This is a genomic window from Arthrobacter sp. NPDC056727 (assembly GCF_042790555.1).
Classification (GTDB): Bacteria; Actinomycetota; Actinomycetes; order Actinomycetales; family Micrococcaceae; genus Arthrobacter.
Map to the genome: position 1 here is coordinate 13,058 of NZ_JBHTZA010000016.1, position 16,683 is coordinate 29,740.

A 16,683-nucleotide genomic window follows, 5' to 3' on the forward strand; every position below is an offset into this window, starting at 1 on the left:
AGCAACCTCAGGACAGACCCTGGGGGAGTGGCGCGTGCGAACATTCCGCCTGAGCGGAAGCTGGTAGATCTGTCTGCCAATGGCATCCGGTAGAGGTCGGCCCATGAGTGGGTCATCCCGAGTTCCGTGGTGATCCGTTCGATGAGAAGGTCGTAGTTGAACGTGACAACTGTGGCTCCCTCTGCGCACCAACGAGATGACGAGGCGCTTTAGCCAGGCCGGATACGGTCGGGCCAGCCCTCCCGTCTCCGACTGATCGATAGCCCCTTTGACGGCTGAACTCGCGCGCAGGAAAAGGGATCTGTTGTTGAGGTTCTCAAAGTCATCAAGCCATGGCTGGTCCGTGGACAGAAAGGAGAGCCACTGTTCGAGGTCGCCGGCGAAGGGTTGGAGGACGTTGGGATCCAGCTGTAGTCGCTGAAGAACCATGCTTGAGAGTTCGGCCAATGTGGGCATTCCCGAAAACACCCCTTTTGAAAAGCCGGAGCCCAACAGCACAAATGGCTTAGAGCTTGGAACCGACGAGCATGTGTGGCCATAAGACAAAGGTAGCCAAGACCAGCCTCCGATCTGAACAGCGAGTGGCCGGAGCCGACACCAACCCGGCGTCAGGTTGGGGTGTACTTCAATGGGGATTGAAGCAGAGTCGGGCCTGTCTGCTGACGACCCATGCCCTTGCGTATGGGTGAGCGGAGCAAGCTGTCATGACATCCCCCGGCCGGTGCTTGCGTTTAGGGCTTTTTCTTGTTCAGTTCGTCGTTGCACTGGCTAACACTTATGGCCTTTGCTCGTGGTTGAGGCCCTTCGTGACTTCGTAGTGGAAGCCCGCGCGATCCTCTGTTGCCCATGCCTCATAAGACTCGGCTTTCTCGAACAGTCTTCGGTTCTGCGCTATCGGTCGCAGCCACAGGATGGTTCCGTCGTCAGTGACGGCATCAACCTGTCCGGTGCAGACAGGACTACCCTGCTGCCGGATCTCGATTCTGGCCCCGGTGAGTAGTGTCCAGTCTGTGATGCGTCTCAGGTCCACGGTTCCGTCGTCCTTTCGGATTGGAGGGGTTGACGTCTCTTGGCTGTCTGCGCACGCGGGTTGAGGGCGGGGGAGACGGCATTTTGCTGGATCTATCCAGACGGTCCATCCCCCAGCCGGCAAGAGTTTCTCCTCTGTGCCGGCCACGGTTTCAGCTTCTCAGGTGGGATTCTTGGAAGCATGGATCTAGTCCGTCGGGAAGCAGTCCGATGTTGTGAAATGGGCCGTCAGCAGGGCCTCCTTGACGGGAAGCGCGCGGTGTTCGTTGGACAGGATTTCCACGCCCCAGGGACCATTGAAGCCGAGGGTTTTCAGGGCGCGGATGAACCCGGTGACGTTTTGGTCGCCTTGTCCGCACAGGCGGCGGTTGTCCCGTGTGTCTTCGAAGAGAGTGCCCTGGACTTCCGCCGCCGCGTCATTGAGTTCGACGCCGAAAATCTGCTCTGCCTCGAGGCTTGCTGACAGTTCGTCCAGCGTTGTTCCTGCTCGGAAGACGTGCCAGTAGTCCACCACCAGCCCGCACCCGGGCATGTCCACCTTCCGCATGAGGTCGGCGGCATCCGGCACGCTGCCGACCATCGAAAACGGCATCGGCTCAAGAGCAATGCGCGTACCACGCAGTGCGGCCTCCGCCGTCAGGCCCCGGAGGGGTTCCACCAGGAAGTCGAGGTCGTCCAATGGTTCGCCGATGGATGTTCCCACCTTGATGAACCGTGCACCGAGCGTCTCCGCTGCCTCGAGGAGCAGATCGAACTTAGGGCGCCAGTCCGGGGCGAGGCTCTCGTCCCACCAGTCGGTAAGAAGCTCAACTTCTACGTAGCGCAGGCCGGCGTCGTCAATGAGGCCCCGCAATGCCGGAAAGCCCAGGGTAGCCCGGGCCTCGGCCAGATCGTCATGTGCCAGTCCGAAACCTGACCATCCGGTGGAGGCAATGGCCTCGAGGCGCTCTGCAATGGGCACAGGGCTGGTCTCGGGATTTTGCAGCGGCGCCGCATTGCCTGCGCTGGTCCAGCAGGATGCGACGAGTTCCGGGGTGCTGGTGGTGGTCATTGTTCTCCTTTGAAGCGCATGGGGGCCGGCCCGCCATGCAGTTGGCGGCGTGAAATCATCAAATCACACATCGTTGGAACGGTCTATTGACTTCTGTAATCCCTTCATTCTAAGGTTGGACCGTTCCACAAAGCGATGTGGATCACAATCGTTCAACACCGGCGACCTCCGCATCCCAGCCCACGCAACGGCGTGGGCCTGAAGCGTTCACGACGGTCGAAAATGGCGCGAATCAAAGGAGATTTCACGTGGCAAAATTCACTTGGCACCGGGGCGTTATGGCTCTCGCCGTCGTTCCGCTTCTGGCGCTGGCGGCATGCTCAAGCGGCGGAAAGACCGAATCGGCAAGCGCCGGGGCCGCCGCCGGCGGGTCGGTAGCCGACACACCGCCCCTCAAGATCGCGATGATCACCCACGCCGCAGCCGGGGACACGTTCTGGGACATCGTGCGCAAGGGCGCCGAAACCGCCGCAAAGAAGGACAACGTAGAGCTGCTCTACAGCGGAGACGGGGATGCCGGCCGCCAAGCACAGCTTGTGCAGCAGGCGATCGACCAGAAGGTGGACGGCATCGCAGTGACGCTGGCGAAGCCGGATGCGTTGAAGGATGTCGTCAAGAAGGCTCTCGCTGCTGGGATTCCTGTGGTGAGCTTCAACGCGGGCGAGGACCAGTACAAAGCACTGGGAGTCATGGCCCACTTCGGACAGAGCGATAAGCTCGCCGGCGTTACGGTGGGCAAGCGCCTGGCCTCCGAGGGCGTCAAACACCCGATCTGTGTGATCCAGGAGCAGGGCCACGTGGGGCTTGAGAACCGTTGCGCCGGCATCAAGGAGAACGTGCCCGGTACGGAAATCGTATACGTCAACGGTGCTGACATGACGTCCGTGTCCTCGACGGTTACGGCCAAGCTGCAGTCGACTCCGGATGCCGACGCGATCGTCGGTCTCGGCGCTCCGTTCACGTTGACCATTGTCAAGGCCGTCAAGGAGACGGGCAGCAAGGTCAAGGTTGCATCCTTTGACCTGAATGCCGATCTGGCCAAGGCGGTCGTGGACGGAAGCGTGGACTTCACCGTCGACCAGCAGCCCTACCTTCAGGGCTACGGCACGGTTGACGCCATCTGGGCGCAGAAAGTCGGCGGCTTCACGGTCGGCGGCGGGCAGCAGGTCTACACCGGCCCCGCCGTCGTGGACAAGACCAACGCAGCGGACGTCTCCAAATTCGCTCAGGCCGGCATCCGCTAGGTCACAGGCATACCTGGCTGCGGGAAGACCGGTCCCGGTTCTCCCGCAGCCAGAACAACAAGGAGTTTTTGTATGACACAGACGTTAGCAAAGCCGGCACCGCTGGCCGCCGATGAGCGGATTGGGCGCCGGAGCCCTCTTCAAAATCTGCTGGGACGACCGGAAGTTGGCGCCCTGGTCGGTGCCGTTGTCCTGTTCGTTTTCTTCTCACTCGTATCTACTACCTTTATCCAGCCGAACGCTTTCGCCACTGTCCTGTATGGCAGTTCCACGATCGGGATCATGGCTGTGGGGGTGTCGTTGCTGATGATCGGCGGCGAGTTTGACCTTTCCACCGGCGTGGCCGTGATCAGCTCGGCGCTGACAGCGTCAATGTTCAGCTGGTTCCTCAGCGTGAACGTCTGGGTGGGCGTGTTCCTGGCGCTGGCCATGTCCCTGGCCATCGGTTTCATCAACGGCTGGATCTTGATGAAGACCAAGCTGCCCAGCTTCATCGTCACGCTGGCGACCTTCCTGATGCTCACAGGCCTGAACCTGGGCCTGACCCGTCTGATCGGCGGCGGGGTCTCCTCCCCGTCAATCTCCGCCATGGACGGGTACAAGTCCGCGCAGGCCGTTTTCTCCTCCTCCGTGAACATCGGTGGTGTGGAGGTGAAGAACACCGTCTTCATCTGGATCGCTCTGGTGGCCGTCGCGTCGTGGGTGCTGCTGCGCACCAAAGTGGGCAACTGGATCTTCGCCGTCGGCGGGGATGAGAACGCGGCCCGCGCTGTGGGTGTCCCTGTCAAAGCCACGAAGATCGGCCTGTTTATGGGCGTTGGCTTCTGCGGCTGGATTCTTGGCATGCACAACCTGTTCGCATTCGACGCGGTGCAGTCCGGCGAGGGCGTGGGCAACGAGTTCCTCTACATCATCGCCGCGGTCATCGGCGGGTGCCTCCTCACCGGCGGCTACGGTTCGGCCGTGGGCGGCGCGATCGGTGCCTTCATCTTTGGCATGGCCAACAAGGGCATCGTCTACGCCCAGTGGAACCCGGACTGGTTCAAGTTCTTCCTGGGCCTGATGCTCCTCCTGGCCACCATCGTCAACCTCATCGTCAAGCGCCGCGCAGAGCTCAAGTAAGGGGCGGAGAAAATGAATGCCAAAATGATCGACCAACAGACCCTGCTCAAGGATGAAAAAGACCCTCTGACCCACACCCCTGTCCATCTGCTCTCCCTTGAAGGCGTGGGCAAGCACTACGGCAACATCGTGGCGCTCAGCGACGTCACCATGGCCGTGGACAACGGTCGCGTCACCTGCGTGCTGGGCGACAACGGAGCGGGCAAATCCACCCTGATCAAGATCATCGCCGGCCTGCACCAGCACGACGCCGGGATCCTGGACATCATGGGCGAGGAACGGAAGTTCAGCTCCCCCCGCGACGCCCTCGACGCCGGCATCGCCACCGTCTACCAGGACCTCGCCGTGGTGCCCCTGATGCCGATCTGGCGGAACTTCTTCCTCGGCTCAGAACTGACCACCGGCTTCGGTCCCTTCAAAAGCCTGGATGTCCAGCAGATGAAGGACATCACCAAGAAGGAACTCGCCGAGATGGGCATCGACCTGCGCGACGTCGAGCAGCCCATCGGCCAGCTCTCCGGCGGTGAACGCCAGTGCGTGGCGATCGCCCGTGCCGTGTACTTCGGGGCCAAGGTCCTGATCCTGGACGAGCCGACGGCCGCGCTCGGCGTGAAGCAGTCCGGCGTCGTGCTGCGCTATATCCTCCAGGCCCGCGATCGCGGCCTCGGCGTCATCTTCATCACGCACAACCCGCACCACGCGTTCCCCGTCGGCGACCGGTTCCTGCTGCTCAAGCGCGGCAAATCGATCGGCTACTACGACAAGAAGGACATCACCCTCGACGAACTCACGGCCCAGATGGCCGGCGGCGCCGAACTCGCCGAGCTCGCCCACGAGCTCGAACAGCTCGGCGGCCACAACGAGGCTCTCAAGGAAGTCCAAGCCGAAGTCGCCGAAGTCGCCGAAGTCGCCGACGCAGCCCACGAAAGCACCACCAGGCGCCACTGAGCGCCACCGTATACAACCAGATGGAGCAACGATGCAGATGTTAATCGCCGGAACCTGGCGCGGCGCCGCCGACGGCAGGACCGAGGACGTCCGGTCACCCTTTGACGGCCGGATCATTGACACGGTTCCCGTCGCCACGGTCCAGGACGCCCAGGCCGCCCTCGACCGGGCAGAGATCGGCGCCCACGTCCAGCGGTCCACGCCGGCGCACGTGCGGGTGGACATCCTCCTGCGCGCTGCTGCCCTGGCCGATGAGCGTGCAGAAGACATCGCCCAGGCAATCAGCGCCGAAACCGGGAAGCCGATCACGGAGGCCCGGGGAGAGGCCAGCAGGTCAGGAAACATCATCCGCCTTGCCGCCTACGAGGGAAGCCAGCTCTACGGGTCCACTCTTCCGCTGGATGCCAACGCCGGCACCGGGCTGGACAAGATCGGCTTCACCCTGCGGCAGCCCGTGGGCATCGTTGTCGCCATCACACCGTTCAACTACCCCGCCCTGCTGGTGCTGCACAAAATCGCGCCGGCGCTGGCAGCCGGGAACGCCGTCGTGCTTAAACCCGCCCGGGCCACGCCGCTGACGGCATTGAAGCTGGCGGAATGCTTTGTCGACGCCGGCCTGCCGCCGGAAGCGCTGTCCGTGCTGACCGGGCCCGGCAGCACCCTGGGCGATGTGCTCGTCACCGATCCCCGGGTGCGGAAAGTCTCCTTCACCGGGTCCACCGCCACAGGCACGCGGATCAGCTCGATTGCCGGGGTCAAGAAACTGTCCCTGGAGCTCGGCGCCTCGTGCCCCGTGATTATCCTGCCGGACGCGGACCTGGAACTCGCTTCCAGCGCCGTGGCGGCGGGCGGCTTCATCAACGCCGGCCAGGTCTGCATCTCGGTGCAGCGGGTCATCGTGGACCGCCGCGTCGAAGCGGACTTCCTGGACGCGCTTGTGCCGAAGGTGGAGGCCATCGCTGTGGGCAATCCGAAGGAGGCCGACACCCGGCTCGGGTCATTGATTTCCGAGGAGGAAGCGATCCGTGTCCATTCCTCGATCGGTGAGGCGCGGCACTCCGGTGCCAAAGTGCTTACCGGAGGGGACCGCGACGGTGCCGTTGTCACCCCGGCCGTCGTGGCCGGCGTCGACCCCCGCTCCCCGCTGAGCCGCAACGAACTGTTCGGGCCCGCCGTCGCCGTTTCCTCTGCAACGGACATCGAATCAGCGATTGCCATGGCCAACGACAACGATTACGGGCTCGGCGCCGGGATCTTCACCAGCGATGTCGCCGGCAGCATCCGGGCCATGCGGCAGATCGACGCCGGCAACATCCACATCAACTGGACGCCGCTGTGGCGGGCCGACCTGATGCCCTACGGCGGACTCAAGGGCAGCGGCATCGGCAAGGAAGGCGTCCGTTCCGCAGTGAATGAAATGACCGAGGAAAAAACCGTCGTTCTGCACGGACGCCCCTGGTAACCCACCACCTACTGGAATAAGGCAATGACCACTAACTTACAGACCATCAGGCTCACCACATCCCAGGCCGTCATCAAATACCTGTCGGTCCAGCACTCCGTCGCGGACGGCGTCCGGCGCCGCCTCGTTCCTGCCGCACTGGGGATCTTCGGACACGGCAACGTCGCCGGCCTGGGCCAGGCCTTTGACCAGCAGGCCGATGATATGCCGTTCATCCAGGGCCGGCACGAGCAGTACATCGCCCACATATCGACCGCCTTCGCCAAGGCGAGCCGGCGCCAGGCCGTCCTCGCCGTAACCGCATCCATCGGCCCGGGCGCCCTCAACCTCGTCACCGCCGCCGGCCTTGCCACAGTGAACAGGCTTCCCCTGCTCCTCCTGCCCGGAGACACGTATGCAACGCGGCACCAGGGCCCGGTCCTGCAGCAGCTGGAACACCCCATCGAGGCTGATGCCACCGTCAACGACGCGTTCCGGCCCGTTTCGCGCTTCTTCGACAGGATTACCCGCCCGGAGCAGCTCCTGACCGCCCTGCCGCAGGCCATGCGCGTGCTGACCAGCCCCACCGATACCGGTGCCGTGGTCATTTCGCTGCCGCAGGACGTGCAGTCCCACGCCTATGACTTCCCGGCTGAATTCTTCGAACCGCGGGACTGGAAGATCCGGCGGCCGCTGCCGGACCCGGAAGAGGTCGACGACGTGGCCCGGCTCATCCGCTCGGCCCGCCGTCCGGTGATCATCGCCGGCGGCGGCATCCACTACTCGGATGCCCACGCTGCACTCGAGGCCCTGGCCGGGCAGGTCGGAATTCCCGTGGTGGAGACTTTTGGCGGCAAGGGCGCCGTGACCAAGGACGAGTGGTGGCAGGTGGGCGGTGTGGGCCTAGAGGGCAACTTCGCCTCCAACACCCTCGTCAAGCAGGCTGACCTGGTCCTGAACGTCGGCACCCGCCTCACCGACTTCGCCACCGGTTCGCAGTCCATCTTCGAGAACCCGGATGTGCGGTTTGCGTCCTTGAACATCGTGGACGCCGATACCCGCAAGCAGGGTGCCACCGGGATCCTGGCCGACGCCCGTCTCGGACTCGAAGCCCTCGCCCGGGCACTGGAGGGCCACAGCACCAGCGAAGCCTGGCAGGACACGGTCCAGGCCGAGAAGGCCGGCTGGGCGCCCATCCGGCTCAAGTGGCTCGATGCCGACACCGCCTATAACCCTGCAGACCACCCCGACGCGCCCGTCACCGAAGCCGTCCTCACCCAGCCGCAGCTGATCGGGCTCATGCAGGAGCATGCACGCTCCGGTGATACGGTTATCGCCGCTGCCGGCGGGGCCCCCGGGGACCTGCAAAAGGTGTGGGACGCGACCGGTAACCGGCACTGCCACCTGGAATTCGGGTTCTCCTGCATGGGCTACGAAATCGCGGCCGGCATGGGCGTCCGGCTGGCCGAAGGCAACAACGACAACCGGGTGGTCACCTTCATCGGTGACGGCACGTTCCTGATGGCACCCACCGAGATCCTCACCGCGGCGCAGGAAGGGCTGAACGTCACGATCATCGTTTCCGAGAACCACGGCTACCAGGTCATCCACCGCCTGCAGATGAACCGGACCGGCAAGGAATTCGGAAACGAGTTCCGCTACCGCACCACCGGGGGCAGCGTCGCGGCCGCCGATGCCCCCAAGGCCCGGCTCGACGGCGACTACCTCAAGGTGGACCTGCGGCAGATCGCCGAAGGCCTCGGCGCGCTGGCCATCCGCGCCACCTCGGCGGCCGAGGTCCGGGAGGCACTGTCCTCGACCAGGGACACCCAGGGCCCGGTAGTCATCGTGGTGCCCACGGTGCCCCACGTTGACCTGCCCGGCGGCGATGTCTGGTGGGACGTCGCACCCGCAGAGGTTTCCGACCAGGAATGGGTTCGCACCCTCCGCGCAGATTACGAGAAGGCACGCGGCAGCCAGCGGTGGTTCGGATGAGCGCCGGACTTATGTATTCAGGACCACTGAACGCAGGTCAACTGCGCCGGCGGCTTGCCGGGGGCGATGTCACGATCGGCACCTTCGTAGGATTGTCATCGGCAACTGCGGCCGAGGTCTGCGCAGCAGCCGGAGCCGACTGGATCCTGATCGACCTTGAACACGGCTCCGGAGGCGAGGAAACAGTCCGCGACGGCGTCATTGCCGCCGGCAGCTACGGCGTCCCCACCATCGTCCGGGTCGAGTCCGGAGACCGCATCCGCATCGGCCGGGTCCTTGACCAGGGAGCCGCCGGGATCATGGTTCCCCGGTTGAACAGCGTTGACCAGGCCGCCGAATCGGTCCGGCACATGCTGTATCCGCCCCATGGAGACCGGGGTGTGGCCACCTACAACCGATCCTGCCGCTGGGGCATGGACCGCCGGACGCTCACCGAACCGGACCAGGAAACCCTGGGAGTCATCCAGATCGAAACCCTGGAGGCGCTGGAGTCCGTCGAGGACATCGCCGCCCAGGACGGCGTCGACGTCCTCTTCGTCGGGCCCCTGGATCTTTCCTACGCCCTCGGCGTCCCGCTCCAGCTGGACAGCAACGTCTTCCAGGAAGCCCTGCAGCGCGTTGTAGCCGCGGCCCAGCTGCACAACAAGGCCGCCGGGATACTCGCCGTGGACGGCATGGGAGCTGCCAAGTACGTCCGCCAGGGCTTCCGGTTCGTGGCCATCGGCTCGGACTCCACCATCATGGCCGCGGCCTTCCGCGACGCCTTTGATACCGCCCGAAATTGACTAGAAAACAAGGGAAAGACAAGAACGTGAACGCAGAATCTCGCACCATCGGCGTCGGTCTCATCAGCGTCGGATGGATGGGAAAGCTCCACTCCAGGGCTTACCAGACCGTCCCATATGCCTACCCGGACCTTGGACTAAGGACAAAACTCGTCATTGCCGCCGACACGGCACCCGACCGCGTCGAGTATGCCCGCGATGTCCTGGGCTTCGCGGAGGGCACCACCGACTACCACGATGTCCTGAACCACCCTGACGTGGACGTCGTCTCCATCTGCGCCCCGAATTTCCTGCACGCGGAGATCGGCATCGCTGCCGCCAAAGCCGGAAAGCATTTCTGGATCGAAAAGCCTGTTGGACGCGGCTACCAGGAAACCGCCGCCGTGCAGGAAGCCGCCGTGGAGGCCGGCGTCATCACGTCCATCGGCTACAACTACCGCCACGCCCCGGCCGTGGAGCACGCGCGGAAGCTGATTGCCGAGGGCCGCCTTGGCAGGATCACCAACGTCCGCGCCGTGTTTTTCTCCGGGTACGCCTCCGAGCCCAACGGCGCCCTTTCATGGCGCTTCGACCGAAAACTCGCCGGGACCGGCGTCCTGGCGGACCTGTTCAGCCATGCAACGGACCTGTGCCAGTATGTAGTCGGACCCATCGCTGAGGTGACCGCGCTGACCAGCACCGTCTACACGCAGCGGCCCAAGCTGGCGATGGGATCCGGCACGCACTTCGCAGTGATTGAAAACGGTGAAATGGGGGAGGTCGAGAATGAAGACTACGCTGCAGCGCTGGTCCGCTTCGGCCCGTCCGCTGTCGGCGCAGGCGCCGTCGGCACCATCGAATCGTCCCGCGTTGCCGTGGGCCCCGAGTGCGGTTACCAGATTGAGGTCTACGGCACTGAAGGCTCCCTCAAGTGGGACTTTGAGCGCATGAACGAGCTCAAAGTCTGCCTGGGGCGCAACAACGAGGAGCAGGGCTACACCACGGTGAACGCAAGCCCGCGCCACGGCGACTACGCTTACTTCCAGCCCGGACCCGGCAACAGCATGGGTTTTGACGACCTCAAGGTGATCGAGGCGAAGAAGTTCCTTGTCGCTGTCGCGGGCGGAGCCCGGGACAACTCCAACATCCACGATGCCGCCTCCGCGGCCGCGATCGTCAGTGCCGCCGAAACATCCTCGTCGTCCGGCCAGTGGCAGAAGATCGAGGAAATCCACGGCACCACGGCAGCACGGGTGTAGCAATGACCACTGCATCCGCCCGTCGGCCCACAATCAAGGACGTCGCCGAACGCGCCGGCGTCTCCAAGTCCTTGGTTTCCCTCGTCCTGCGCGATTCACCGCGCGTCAGCGACGAACGCCGTAAGCGGGTGCTCGAAGTTGTCGAGGAGATGGGTTATGAGCTGAACCTCGCAGCCCGGTCCCTGGCTACCCGGGACAACGGAACCATCGGCGTCCTGGTCAGCGACATGCACAACCCGTGGGCGTTCGACGTGGCCGACGCCGCCCGGACCGTGCTCGAAGAAGCCGGACACACCGTCCTCTTCAGTGCGGTCACGGCCGCCGGCAGGGGAGTGGACCAGTCCATCCTCCAGGCCTTCAGGGATTTGCGCGTAGCCGGTCTGCTGGTCGTGGGGACGGTACCCGACAAGGCGCCGTTCAACCGGGCGGTTTCGGGCGGCGCGGTCGTCTTTGCCGGCGGCGGACCGGACTACATCGACACCGCCGATGTCGTCCGCAGCGACGATACCCTCGGCATGAGCATGGTCGTTGAACACCTGATCGCCCAGGGACACGAGAACATTGCCCATCTGGGCGGGCTGGGCGGCTCGGTGGGCCGGGCGCGCGTGGACGGATATTCCGCCGCCATGGAAGAACACGGACTGGCGCGCCACATCCACATTGTCGAAGCCGACTTCTTCCAGGAATCCGGCTACGTCGCCGCCCAACGGGCGCTGGGCGGTTCGCGGTCCAGGCACCAGCGGCCCACGGCGCTGGCGTGCATCAACGACCTCGCCGCCTTCGGCGCCATGACTGCTGCCGATGAACGCGGCGTCGAAGTGGCCATCACCGGGTACGACAACATCGCGTTGGGTGCCATGCCCCGTCTGGGACTGACCACCGTCGACCCGGACAGTTCCGGCATCGGCGTCGCCGGGGCCAAAACGCTCCTGGAACGAATCCAGGACCGTGACTTTGATGGCGGCTTCGTCCATCAGCCGATCGTCCCTGAACTGGTCATCCGCAAGTCCAGCCTGCTCGGCCTTTAACCTCCCACCCAAACCGTCACTCCGCGGGCTTCCTTAGCCCTTCCGGGAGTGCACCCCCACATCATCAAGGATGACGATGGCTTCTATAACCACACCCCAAATACTCGTAGCCCTAGGCGGCGTCGAGGCCGGACTGGTGGAACCGGAACTTGCTCCGCACCAGCAAATCATCCACAACCCCACCGAGGCGGACCTTGCCCGGGCCGACGCCGCCATTGTCCGGGCGGCCTACCGTGTGGACCGTGAACTCCTTGACCGCATGCCCGCGCTGAAGGTCATCGCCAGAACCGGCGTCGGTACCGACCTCGTGGACGTCGCGGAGGCGAACCGCCGCGGAATTCCCGTGGTCATCACGCCCGGGAGCAACACGGCCTCCGTCGCCGAAGGCGTGTTTTCCCACCTGCTGGCACTGGTCAAGAAGCTGTCGGCTTTGACGTCGCTCGTGCGGGACGGCCGCTGGGAGGAACGCTCCGGGGTGGCCGTCGGGGACCTGGAGGGCTTCACCCTGGGCATCATCGGCTACGGGCGCATCGGGCGCCGCGTGGCCCGGATCGCGGAGGCCTTTGACCTCAAGGTCCTGGCCTTCGATCCGTTCGCAGACGTCCCCGCCGGGATCCGCTGCGAAACCGTCGGGGAACTGCTGGGCCGCAGCGACTTCGTCACCCTGCATGTGCCGTTGACGCCGGAAAACCACAACCTCATCAACGCTGAACGCCTCGCGCTGATGCCCCCGGGGGCCATTCTCATCAATTGCAGCAGGGGCGGACTCGTGGACCTGGACGCCGCCCACCAAGCCCTTCTCTCCGGGCAGCTGGGCGGCCTCGGTTTGGACGTCTACGATCCTGAGCCGCCAGCGCACCACGCGGTCTTTGACCACGGCAACGTCGTCCTGACGCCCCACCTGATGGGGTTCACCCGGCAGGGTATGGCCCACACGGTCCGCGACGCCGCCAAAGGCGCCGTCGACGTCCTCGCCGGGCGCTCCCCGGCGGCAGTGGCCGCCCCGTGACGAACAGCCCCACCGATCTCAATGAAGCTCAACTAACCGCAGGCGACTCATCCGCCGGTGGGAAACAGGAAAGGACCCATCCCCATGTCCAGTGAACGACCGCTCAAGGTTGCACTCTTCGGATCCGGCCGCATCGGCCAGGTTCACGCCCGGAACATCGCCGATCACCCTGACCTGGAACTGGCTTGGATCGCTGACCCGTTTATCAAGGGCGCGCAGGCCCTGGCCGCCACCACAGGGGCGTTGGCCGTCGAAACCGCCGATGAGGTTTTCGCCAACTCTGACCTGGACGCCATCATCATCGGTTCGCCAACGAGCACGCACGTGGACCTGATCTCCCGGGCAGCGGCCGCCGGCGTCGCGGCCCTCTGCGAAAAGCCCATCGACCTGGACATCGACCGGGTCCGCGAATGCCGGGACCAGATCCGCGGAACCACCAGCCCGCTGATGCTCGGTTTCAACCGCCGCTTCGACCCGAACTTCGCCTCGCTCCGCTCACGGGTTGATGCCGGCGAAATCGGGCGCCTGGAGCAGCTGACCATCATCAGCCGGGACCCGGCCCCCGCGCCCAAGGCTTACATCGAAACGTCCGGCGGGATCTTCCGCGACCAAAGCATCCACGACCTGGACATGGCCCGGTTCTTCGTCCCCGACATCGTCGAAGTCTCGGCCACCGGTTCGAACCTGTTCTGCGACTACATCGAAGAGGCCGGCGACTTCGACTCCGTGGTCATCAACCTGCGCGGACGCGGCGGCGAGCAGATCACTATCATCAATTCCCGCCACAGCGCCTACGGCCACGACCAGCGGCTGGAAGCCTTCGGCAGCGAGGGCCTGCTGACCGCCGGCAACATGGCCCCCACCACCGTGCGAAAGTACAGCGCCGCGGGTACCGAAGAATCCGACGCCTACCTGCCGTTCTTCCTGGAACGCTACGGCCAGGCCTACCGGAACGAACTGGACAGCTTCGTCACGGCCATCCGGGGCGGGACCAGCTGCAGCCCCGGCTTCGACGACGGCGTGATGGCCCTCGTCCTGGCCAACGCCGCCGAGGAATCCGCCAGGTCCGGCCGCGTCGTCACCATCGGAAAGGAGTAGGAAATGAACAGCCCGCTCCTGGCAGACAAGGTGGTCCTGGTCAGCGGAGGCACCCAGGGCCTGGGCGCCGGCATTGCCCGCCGGGCGGCGGCCGAAGGCGCCGCCGGAGTGGCCATCACCGGCCGCAACGCCGGCTCCGGCGAGAGGCTCGCCGCCGAACTGGAGGAAACCGGAGTTAAGGCCCGCTTCATCAAAACCGACCTCGCCGATGTGGACCAGGCCAGGAACTCCGTACTGGAAACCATCTCCGTATTCGGGCAGCTCGACTGCGCCGTGAACGCCGCCGGCCTGACCACGCGGGGAACCATGCTGGACACCACACCGGAACTCTTCGATGCGCACATCGCCGTCAACCTGAAGTCGCCGTTCTTCATCATGGCCGAAACCATCAGACACCTCCGGGAGCGCGGAGCTCCCGGCAGCATCCTGAACATCATTTCCATCGCCGAGCTCGGCGGCCAGCCCTACCTCGCGCCCTACGTGGCGGCGAAGGCCGGGCTGTCCGGGGCCACCCGGAACGCCGCCCACGCGCACCGCTGGGACAAGATCAGGATCAACGGCCTGGACATCGGCTGGACTGCCACCGACGGAGAAGAAGCGACCCAAAGGAAATTCCATGGCGCAGGAGACGACTGGCTGGAAAAAGCCAATGCCTCCGTACCCATGGGCAAGCTCGGACAAGTGGACGAGATCGCCGAATTCGCAGTTTTTCTCCTCTCCAGCAGGAGCGGAGTGGTCACCGGCTCGGTCATTGACTGGGATCAGAACGTACTTGGAGGATCAGATTGAGCATCATCACCAGCCGCCTTGCCGCCGCCCCCATCTCCTGGGGCGTGTGCGAAGTCCCCGGATGGGGGCACCAACTTGAAGCGGACCGCGTCCTGTCCGAGATGACAGCCCTGGGCATCACCGCCACCGAATTCGGCCCGGCAGGCTTCCTGCCCGAGGAAGCAACTGCGCGCGCCGAAGTGCTGCAGAGGCACAACCTGCAGGCCATCGGCGGATTTTTCCCGATCATCCTGCACGATGCCTCCAAAGACCCGCTCAAAGCGGTTTCGGCGGAACTGAACGCCTACCAGGCAGCAGGGGCCAGCATCATGGTGCTCGCCGCGGAAACCGGCGTCGCCGGGTACGACCAGCGCCACGAGCTCGACGCCGATGGCTGGCACCTGTTCGGCCGGAACCTGGACACCATCGTCAAGGCAGCCGCCGATCACGGCATTCAGGCAGTGGTGCACCCACACGTGGGCACCATGATCGAAACGACGTCGGACGTCAACCGCGTCCTGAACGACACCGCCGCGAACCTCTGCCTGGACACCGGCCACCTTCTCATCGGCGGCACGGACCCCGGCCAGCTCGCCCGGGACTACGCCGCACGCGTCGGCCACACGCACCTCAAAGACGTGCGCAAGGCCGTCGCCGAGCGGGTCCAGAAGGGTGAAATCTCCTACACCGACGGCGTCAAGACCGGGATGTACGTCCCGCTCGGCCAAGGGGACGCCGGAATCGCCGACATCGTCCTGCACCTGATAGAGGCTGGTTACGGCGGTTGGTTCACGATGGAACAGGACACCATCCTGGACGCCGCACCGGCAGGGGACGGCCCCGTCCGGGACGTGCGGCAGTCGGTGGCGTTCCTCCGGGACCTGGAAGCCGGGCTCGCCCAATGAGTGCGGTGCGCTGGGGCGTTCTCACCACTGCCCGCATCGCCCAGGACCGGTTCCTGCCGGCCATGCAGAAGGCCCGTAACGCCACCGCCTCGGCGATCAGCAGCCCCAACGGGCGAGCCGCCGAGGTCGCTGCCCGCTTCGGCATCCCAGCCGTCTATTCATCGCATGAGGAACTGCTGGCGGATCCGGCCATCGAGGCCGTCTACCTGCCATTTCCCAACGGCCTGCACGCCGAATGGATCATCGCGGCGGCCGAGGCCGGCAAAGACATTCTGTGCGAGAAGCCGCTGGTGGGCAGCCTCGAAGACTATGCCCGCGTCGTCGAGGCCTGCGGGCGGAACGGGGTGAGCCTGATGGAAGCGTTCATGTACCGGTTCCACCCGCAACACCAAAAGGTCCGGGAGTTCATCGACGCCGGCCGTATCGGACAGATTGTCTCGATGCATGCGCGCTTCCACTTTGTGATGGACCGCAGCCCGGGCGAGGTCCGGCTGCAGACGGGACTGGAGGGAGGCGCGGTCAATGATGTGGGATGCTACGCCGTCGACATCATGAACATGGTGATGGGACGCACCCCCGCCACCGTCTACGCCAAGGGGACCAGCCCGGCGGACCCGGTGGAGACCAGCGTCGCCGCGATCCTGGATTACGACGGCGTCATCGGAACCCTGGACTGCGGCTTCGAAGGTCCCCGCGTGAACACGTTCCAGATCATCGGTACAAAGGGGCAGATCACTCTGGACAACGCCTTTGACCCGATTCCGGGGGAGGCGGCCCGCGTGACCGTTTCGCTCCGGGACGGCAGCTCCGAGGTCTTCGATGTCATCGAGGACCCGTTCAAGGTCGAAATTGAACGGTTCAGCGTCTGGGCCCGCAGCGCCGGGCAAGAGGTTGTCCATCAGGAACTGACCGAGCAAAACCTGGCCGTCCGCCTCGCCCTTCATGAATCCCTCGCCGCAGGACTCCCACGGAACGTCGAACCGGTCCACGCCGTGGAACACCACTTACTACAGGAGCAGTAA

General features: G+C 64.7%; 14 protein-coding genes. 13 read left to right on the plus strand and 1 reads right to left on the minus strand.

Annotated elements, in window-relative coordinates:
- Positions 1–1,216: 1,216 nt before the first annotated feature.
- Positions 1,217–2,080 carry a sugar phosphate isomerase/epimerase family protein gene (locus tag ACFRAH_RS16090; RefSeq protein WP_377991904.1) on the minus strand — a complete coding sequence of 288 codons (864 nt, stop codon included), beginning with the start codon at positions 2,078–2,080 and terminating at the stop codon, positions 1,217–1,219.
- A gap of 248 nt (positions 2,081–2,328) precedes the next feature.
- Between ACFRAH_RS16090 and ACFRAH_RS16095 the strand changes: the two genes are divergently transcribed.
- The 13 genes from ACFRAH_RS16095 to ACFRAH_RS16155 all read left to right on the plus strand — a co-directional run bounded on the left by ACFRAH_RS16095 (position 2,329) and on the right by ACFRAH_RS16155 (position 16,683).
- The gene (locus ACFRAH_RS16095; RefSeq protein WP_377991905.1) at positions 2,329–3,324 is read left to right on the plus strand and encodes a substrate-binding domain-containing protein; all 996 of its coding nucleotides are present in this window, start codon (positions 2,329–2,331) and stop codon (positions 3,322–3,324) included.
- Between the two features lie 72 nt (positions 3,325–3,396).
- Positions 3,397–4,446 carry an ABC transporter permease gene (locus ACFRAH_RS16100; protein WP_377991906.1) on the plus strand — a complete coding sequence of 350 codons (1,050 nt, stop codon included), beginning with the start codon at positions 3,397–3,399 and terminating at the stop codon, positions 4,444–4,446.
- 12 nt (positions 4,447–4,458) lie between these two features.
- Entirely contained in the window at positions 4,459–5,394 is a 936-nt protein-coding gene (locus tag ACFRAH_RS16105; RefSeq protein WP_377991907.1) for an ATP-binding cassette domain-containing protein, read from the plus strand.
- 31 nt (positions 5,395–5,425) lie between these two features.
- Positions 5,426–6,856: an aldehyde dehydrogenase family protein gene (locus ACFRAH_RS16110; RefSeq protein WP_377991908.1), complete on the plus strand. Its 1,431-nt coding sequence runs from the start codon at positions 5,426–5,428 to the stop codon at positions 6,854–6,856.
- 24 nt (positions 6,857–6,880) lie between these two features.
- The gene (iolD, locus tag ACFRAH_RS16115; RefSeq protein WP_377991909.1) at positions 6,881–8,830 is read left to right on the plus strand and encodes a 3D-(3,5/4)-trihydroxycyclohexane-1,2-dione acylhydrolase (decyclizing); all 1,950 of its coding nucleotides are present in this window, start codon (positions 6,881–6,883) and stop codon (positions 8,828–8,830) included.
- Complete coding sequence (locus tag ACFRAH_RS16120; protein ID WP_377991910.1) at positions 8,827–9,615, plus strand: HpcH/HpaI aldolase/citrate lyase family protein; 789 nt, start codon at positions 8,827–8,829, stop codon at positions 9,613–9,615. Before iolD ends, ACFRAH_RS16120 begins: the two co-directional genes overlap by 4 nt.
- A gap of 26 nt (positions 9,616–9,641) precedes the next feature.
- Positions 9,642–10,853: a Gfo/Idh/MocA family protein gene (locus ACFRAH_RS16125; protein ID WP_377991911.1), complete on the plus strand. Its 1,212-nt coding sequence runs from the start codon at positions 9,642–9,644 to the stop codon at positions 10,851–10,853.
- Positions 10,854–10,855: 2 nt separating this feature from the next.
- The gene (locus tag ACFRAH_RS16130; RefSeq protein ID WP_377991912.1) at positions 10,856–11,881 is read left to right on the plus strand and encodes a LacI family DNA-binding transcriptional regulator; all 1,026 of its coding nucleotides are present in this window, start codon (positions 10,856–10,858) and stop codon (positions 11,879–11,881) included.
- A gap of 76 nt (positions 11,882–11,957) precedes the next feature.
- Positions 11,958–12,890, plus strand: a complete 933-nt coding sequence (locus ACFRAH_RS16135) for an NAD(P)-dependent oxidoreductase (protein ID WP_377991913.1) — start codon at positions 11,958–11,960, stop codon at positions 12,888–12,890.
- An 84-nt stretch (positions 12,891–12,974) separates the two neighbouring features.
- Positions 12,975–13,988, plus strand: a complete 1,014-nt coding sequence (gene iolG, locus ACFRAH_RS16140; RefSeq protein WP_377991914.1) for an inositol 2-dehydrogenase — start codon at positions 12,975–12,977, stop codon at positions 13,986–13,988.
- A gap of 3 nt (positions 13,989–13,991) precedes the next feature.
- Positions 13,992–14,777: an SDR family oxidoreductase gene (locus ACFRAH_RS16145; RefSeq protein WP_377991915.1), complete on the plus strand. Its 786-nt coding sequence runs from the start codon at positions 13,992–13,994 to the stop codon at positions 14,775–14,777.
- Entirely contained in the window at positions 14,774–15,661 is an 888-nt protein-coding gene (locus ACFRAH_RS16150; protein WP_377991916.1) for a sugar phosphate isomerase/epimerase family protein, read from the plus strand. Before ACFRAH_RS16145 ends, ACFRAH_RS16150 begins: the two co-directional genes overlap by 4 nt.
- A complete protein-coding gene (locus tag ACFRAH_RS16155; RefSeq protein ID WP_377991917.1) occupies positions 15,658–16,683 on the plus strand; it encodes a Gfo/Idh/MocA family protein in 1,026 nt (341 codons plus the stop codon). The genes ACFRAH_RS16150 and ACFRAH_RS16155 overlap by 4 nt, the downstream gene beginning before the upstream one ends.

Bases quoted from the DNA above. Each gene is read 5' to 3' on its own strand.
- ACFRAH_RS16100 (WP_377991906.1), top strand. From the start codon at position 3,397: ATGACACAGACGTTAGCAAAGCCGGCACCGCTGGCCGCCGATGAGCGG.
- ACFRAH_RS16145 (WP_377991915.1), top strand. From the start codon at position 13,992: ATGAACAGCCCGCTCCTGGCAGACAAGGTGGTCCTGGTCAGCGGAGGC.
- ACFRAH_RS16120 (WP_377991910.1), top strand. From the start codon at position 8,827: ATGAGCGCCGGACTTATGTATTCAGGACCACTGAACGCAGGTCAACTG.
- ACFRAH_RS16090 (WP_377991904.1), bottom strand. From the start codon at position 2,080: ATGACCACCACCAGCACCCCGGAACTCGTCGCATCCTGCTGGACCAGC.
- ACFRAH_RS16105 (WP_377991907.1), top strand. From the start codon at position 4,459: ATGAATGCCAAAATGATCGACCAACAGACCCTGCTCAAGGATGAAAAA.
- ACFRAH_RS16135 (WP_377991913.1), top strand. From the start codon at position 11,958: ATGGCTTCTATAACCACACCCCAAATACTCGTAGCCCTAGGCGGCGTC.
- ACFRAH_RS16110 (WP_377991908.1), top strand. From the start codon at position 5,426: ATGCAGATGTTAATCGCCGGAACCTGGCGCGGCGCCGCCGACGGCAGG.
- ACFRAH_RS16130 (WP_377991912.1), top strand. From the start codon at position 10,856: ATGACCACTGCATCCGCCCGTCGGCCCACAATCAAGGACGTCGCCGAA.
- iolG (WP_377991914.1), top strand. From the start codon at position 12,975: ATGTCCAGTGAACGACCGCTCAAGGTTGCACTCTTCGGATCCGGCCGC.
- iolD (WP_377991909.1), top strand. From the start codon at position 6,881: ATGACCACTAACTTACAGACCATCAGGCTCACCACATCCCAGGCCGTC.
- ACFRAH_RS16155 (WP_377991917.1), top strand. From the start codon at position 15,658: ATGAGTGCGGTGCGCTGGGGCGTTCTCACCACTGCCCGCATCGCCCAG.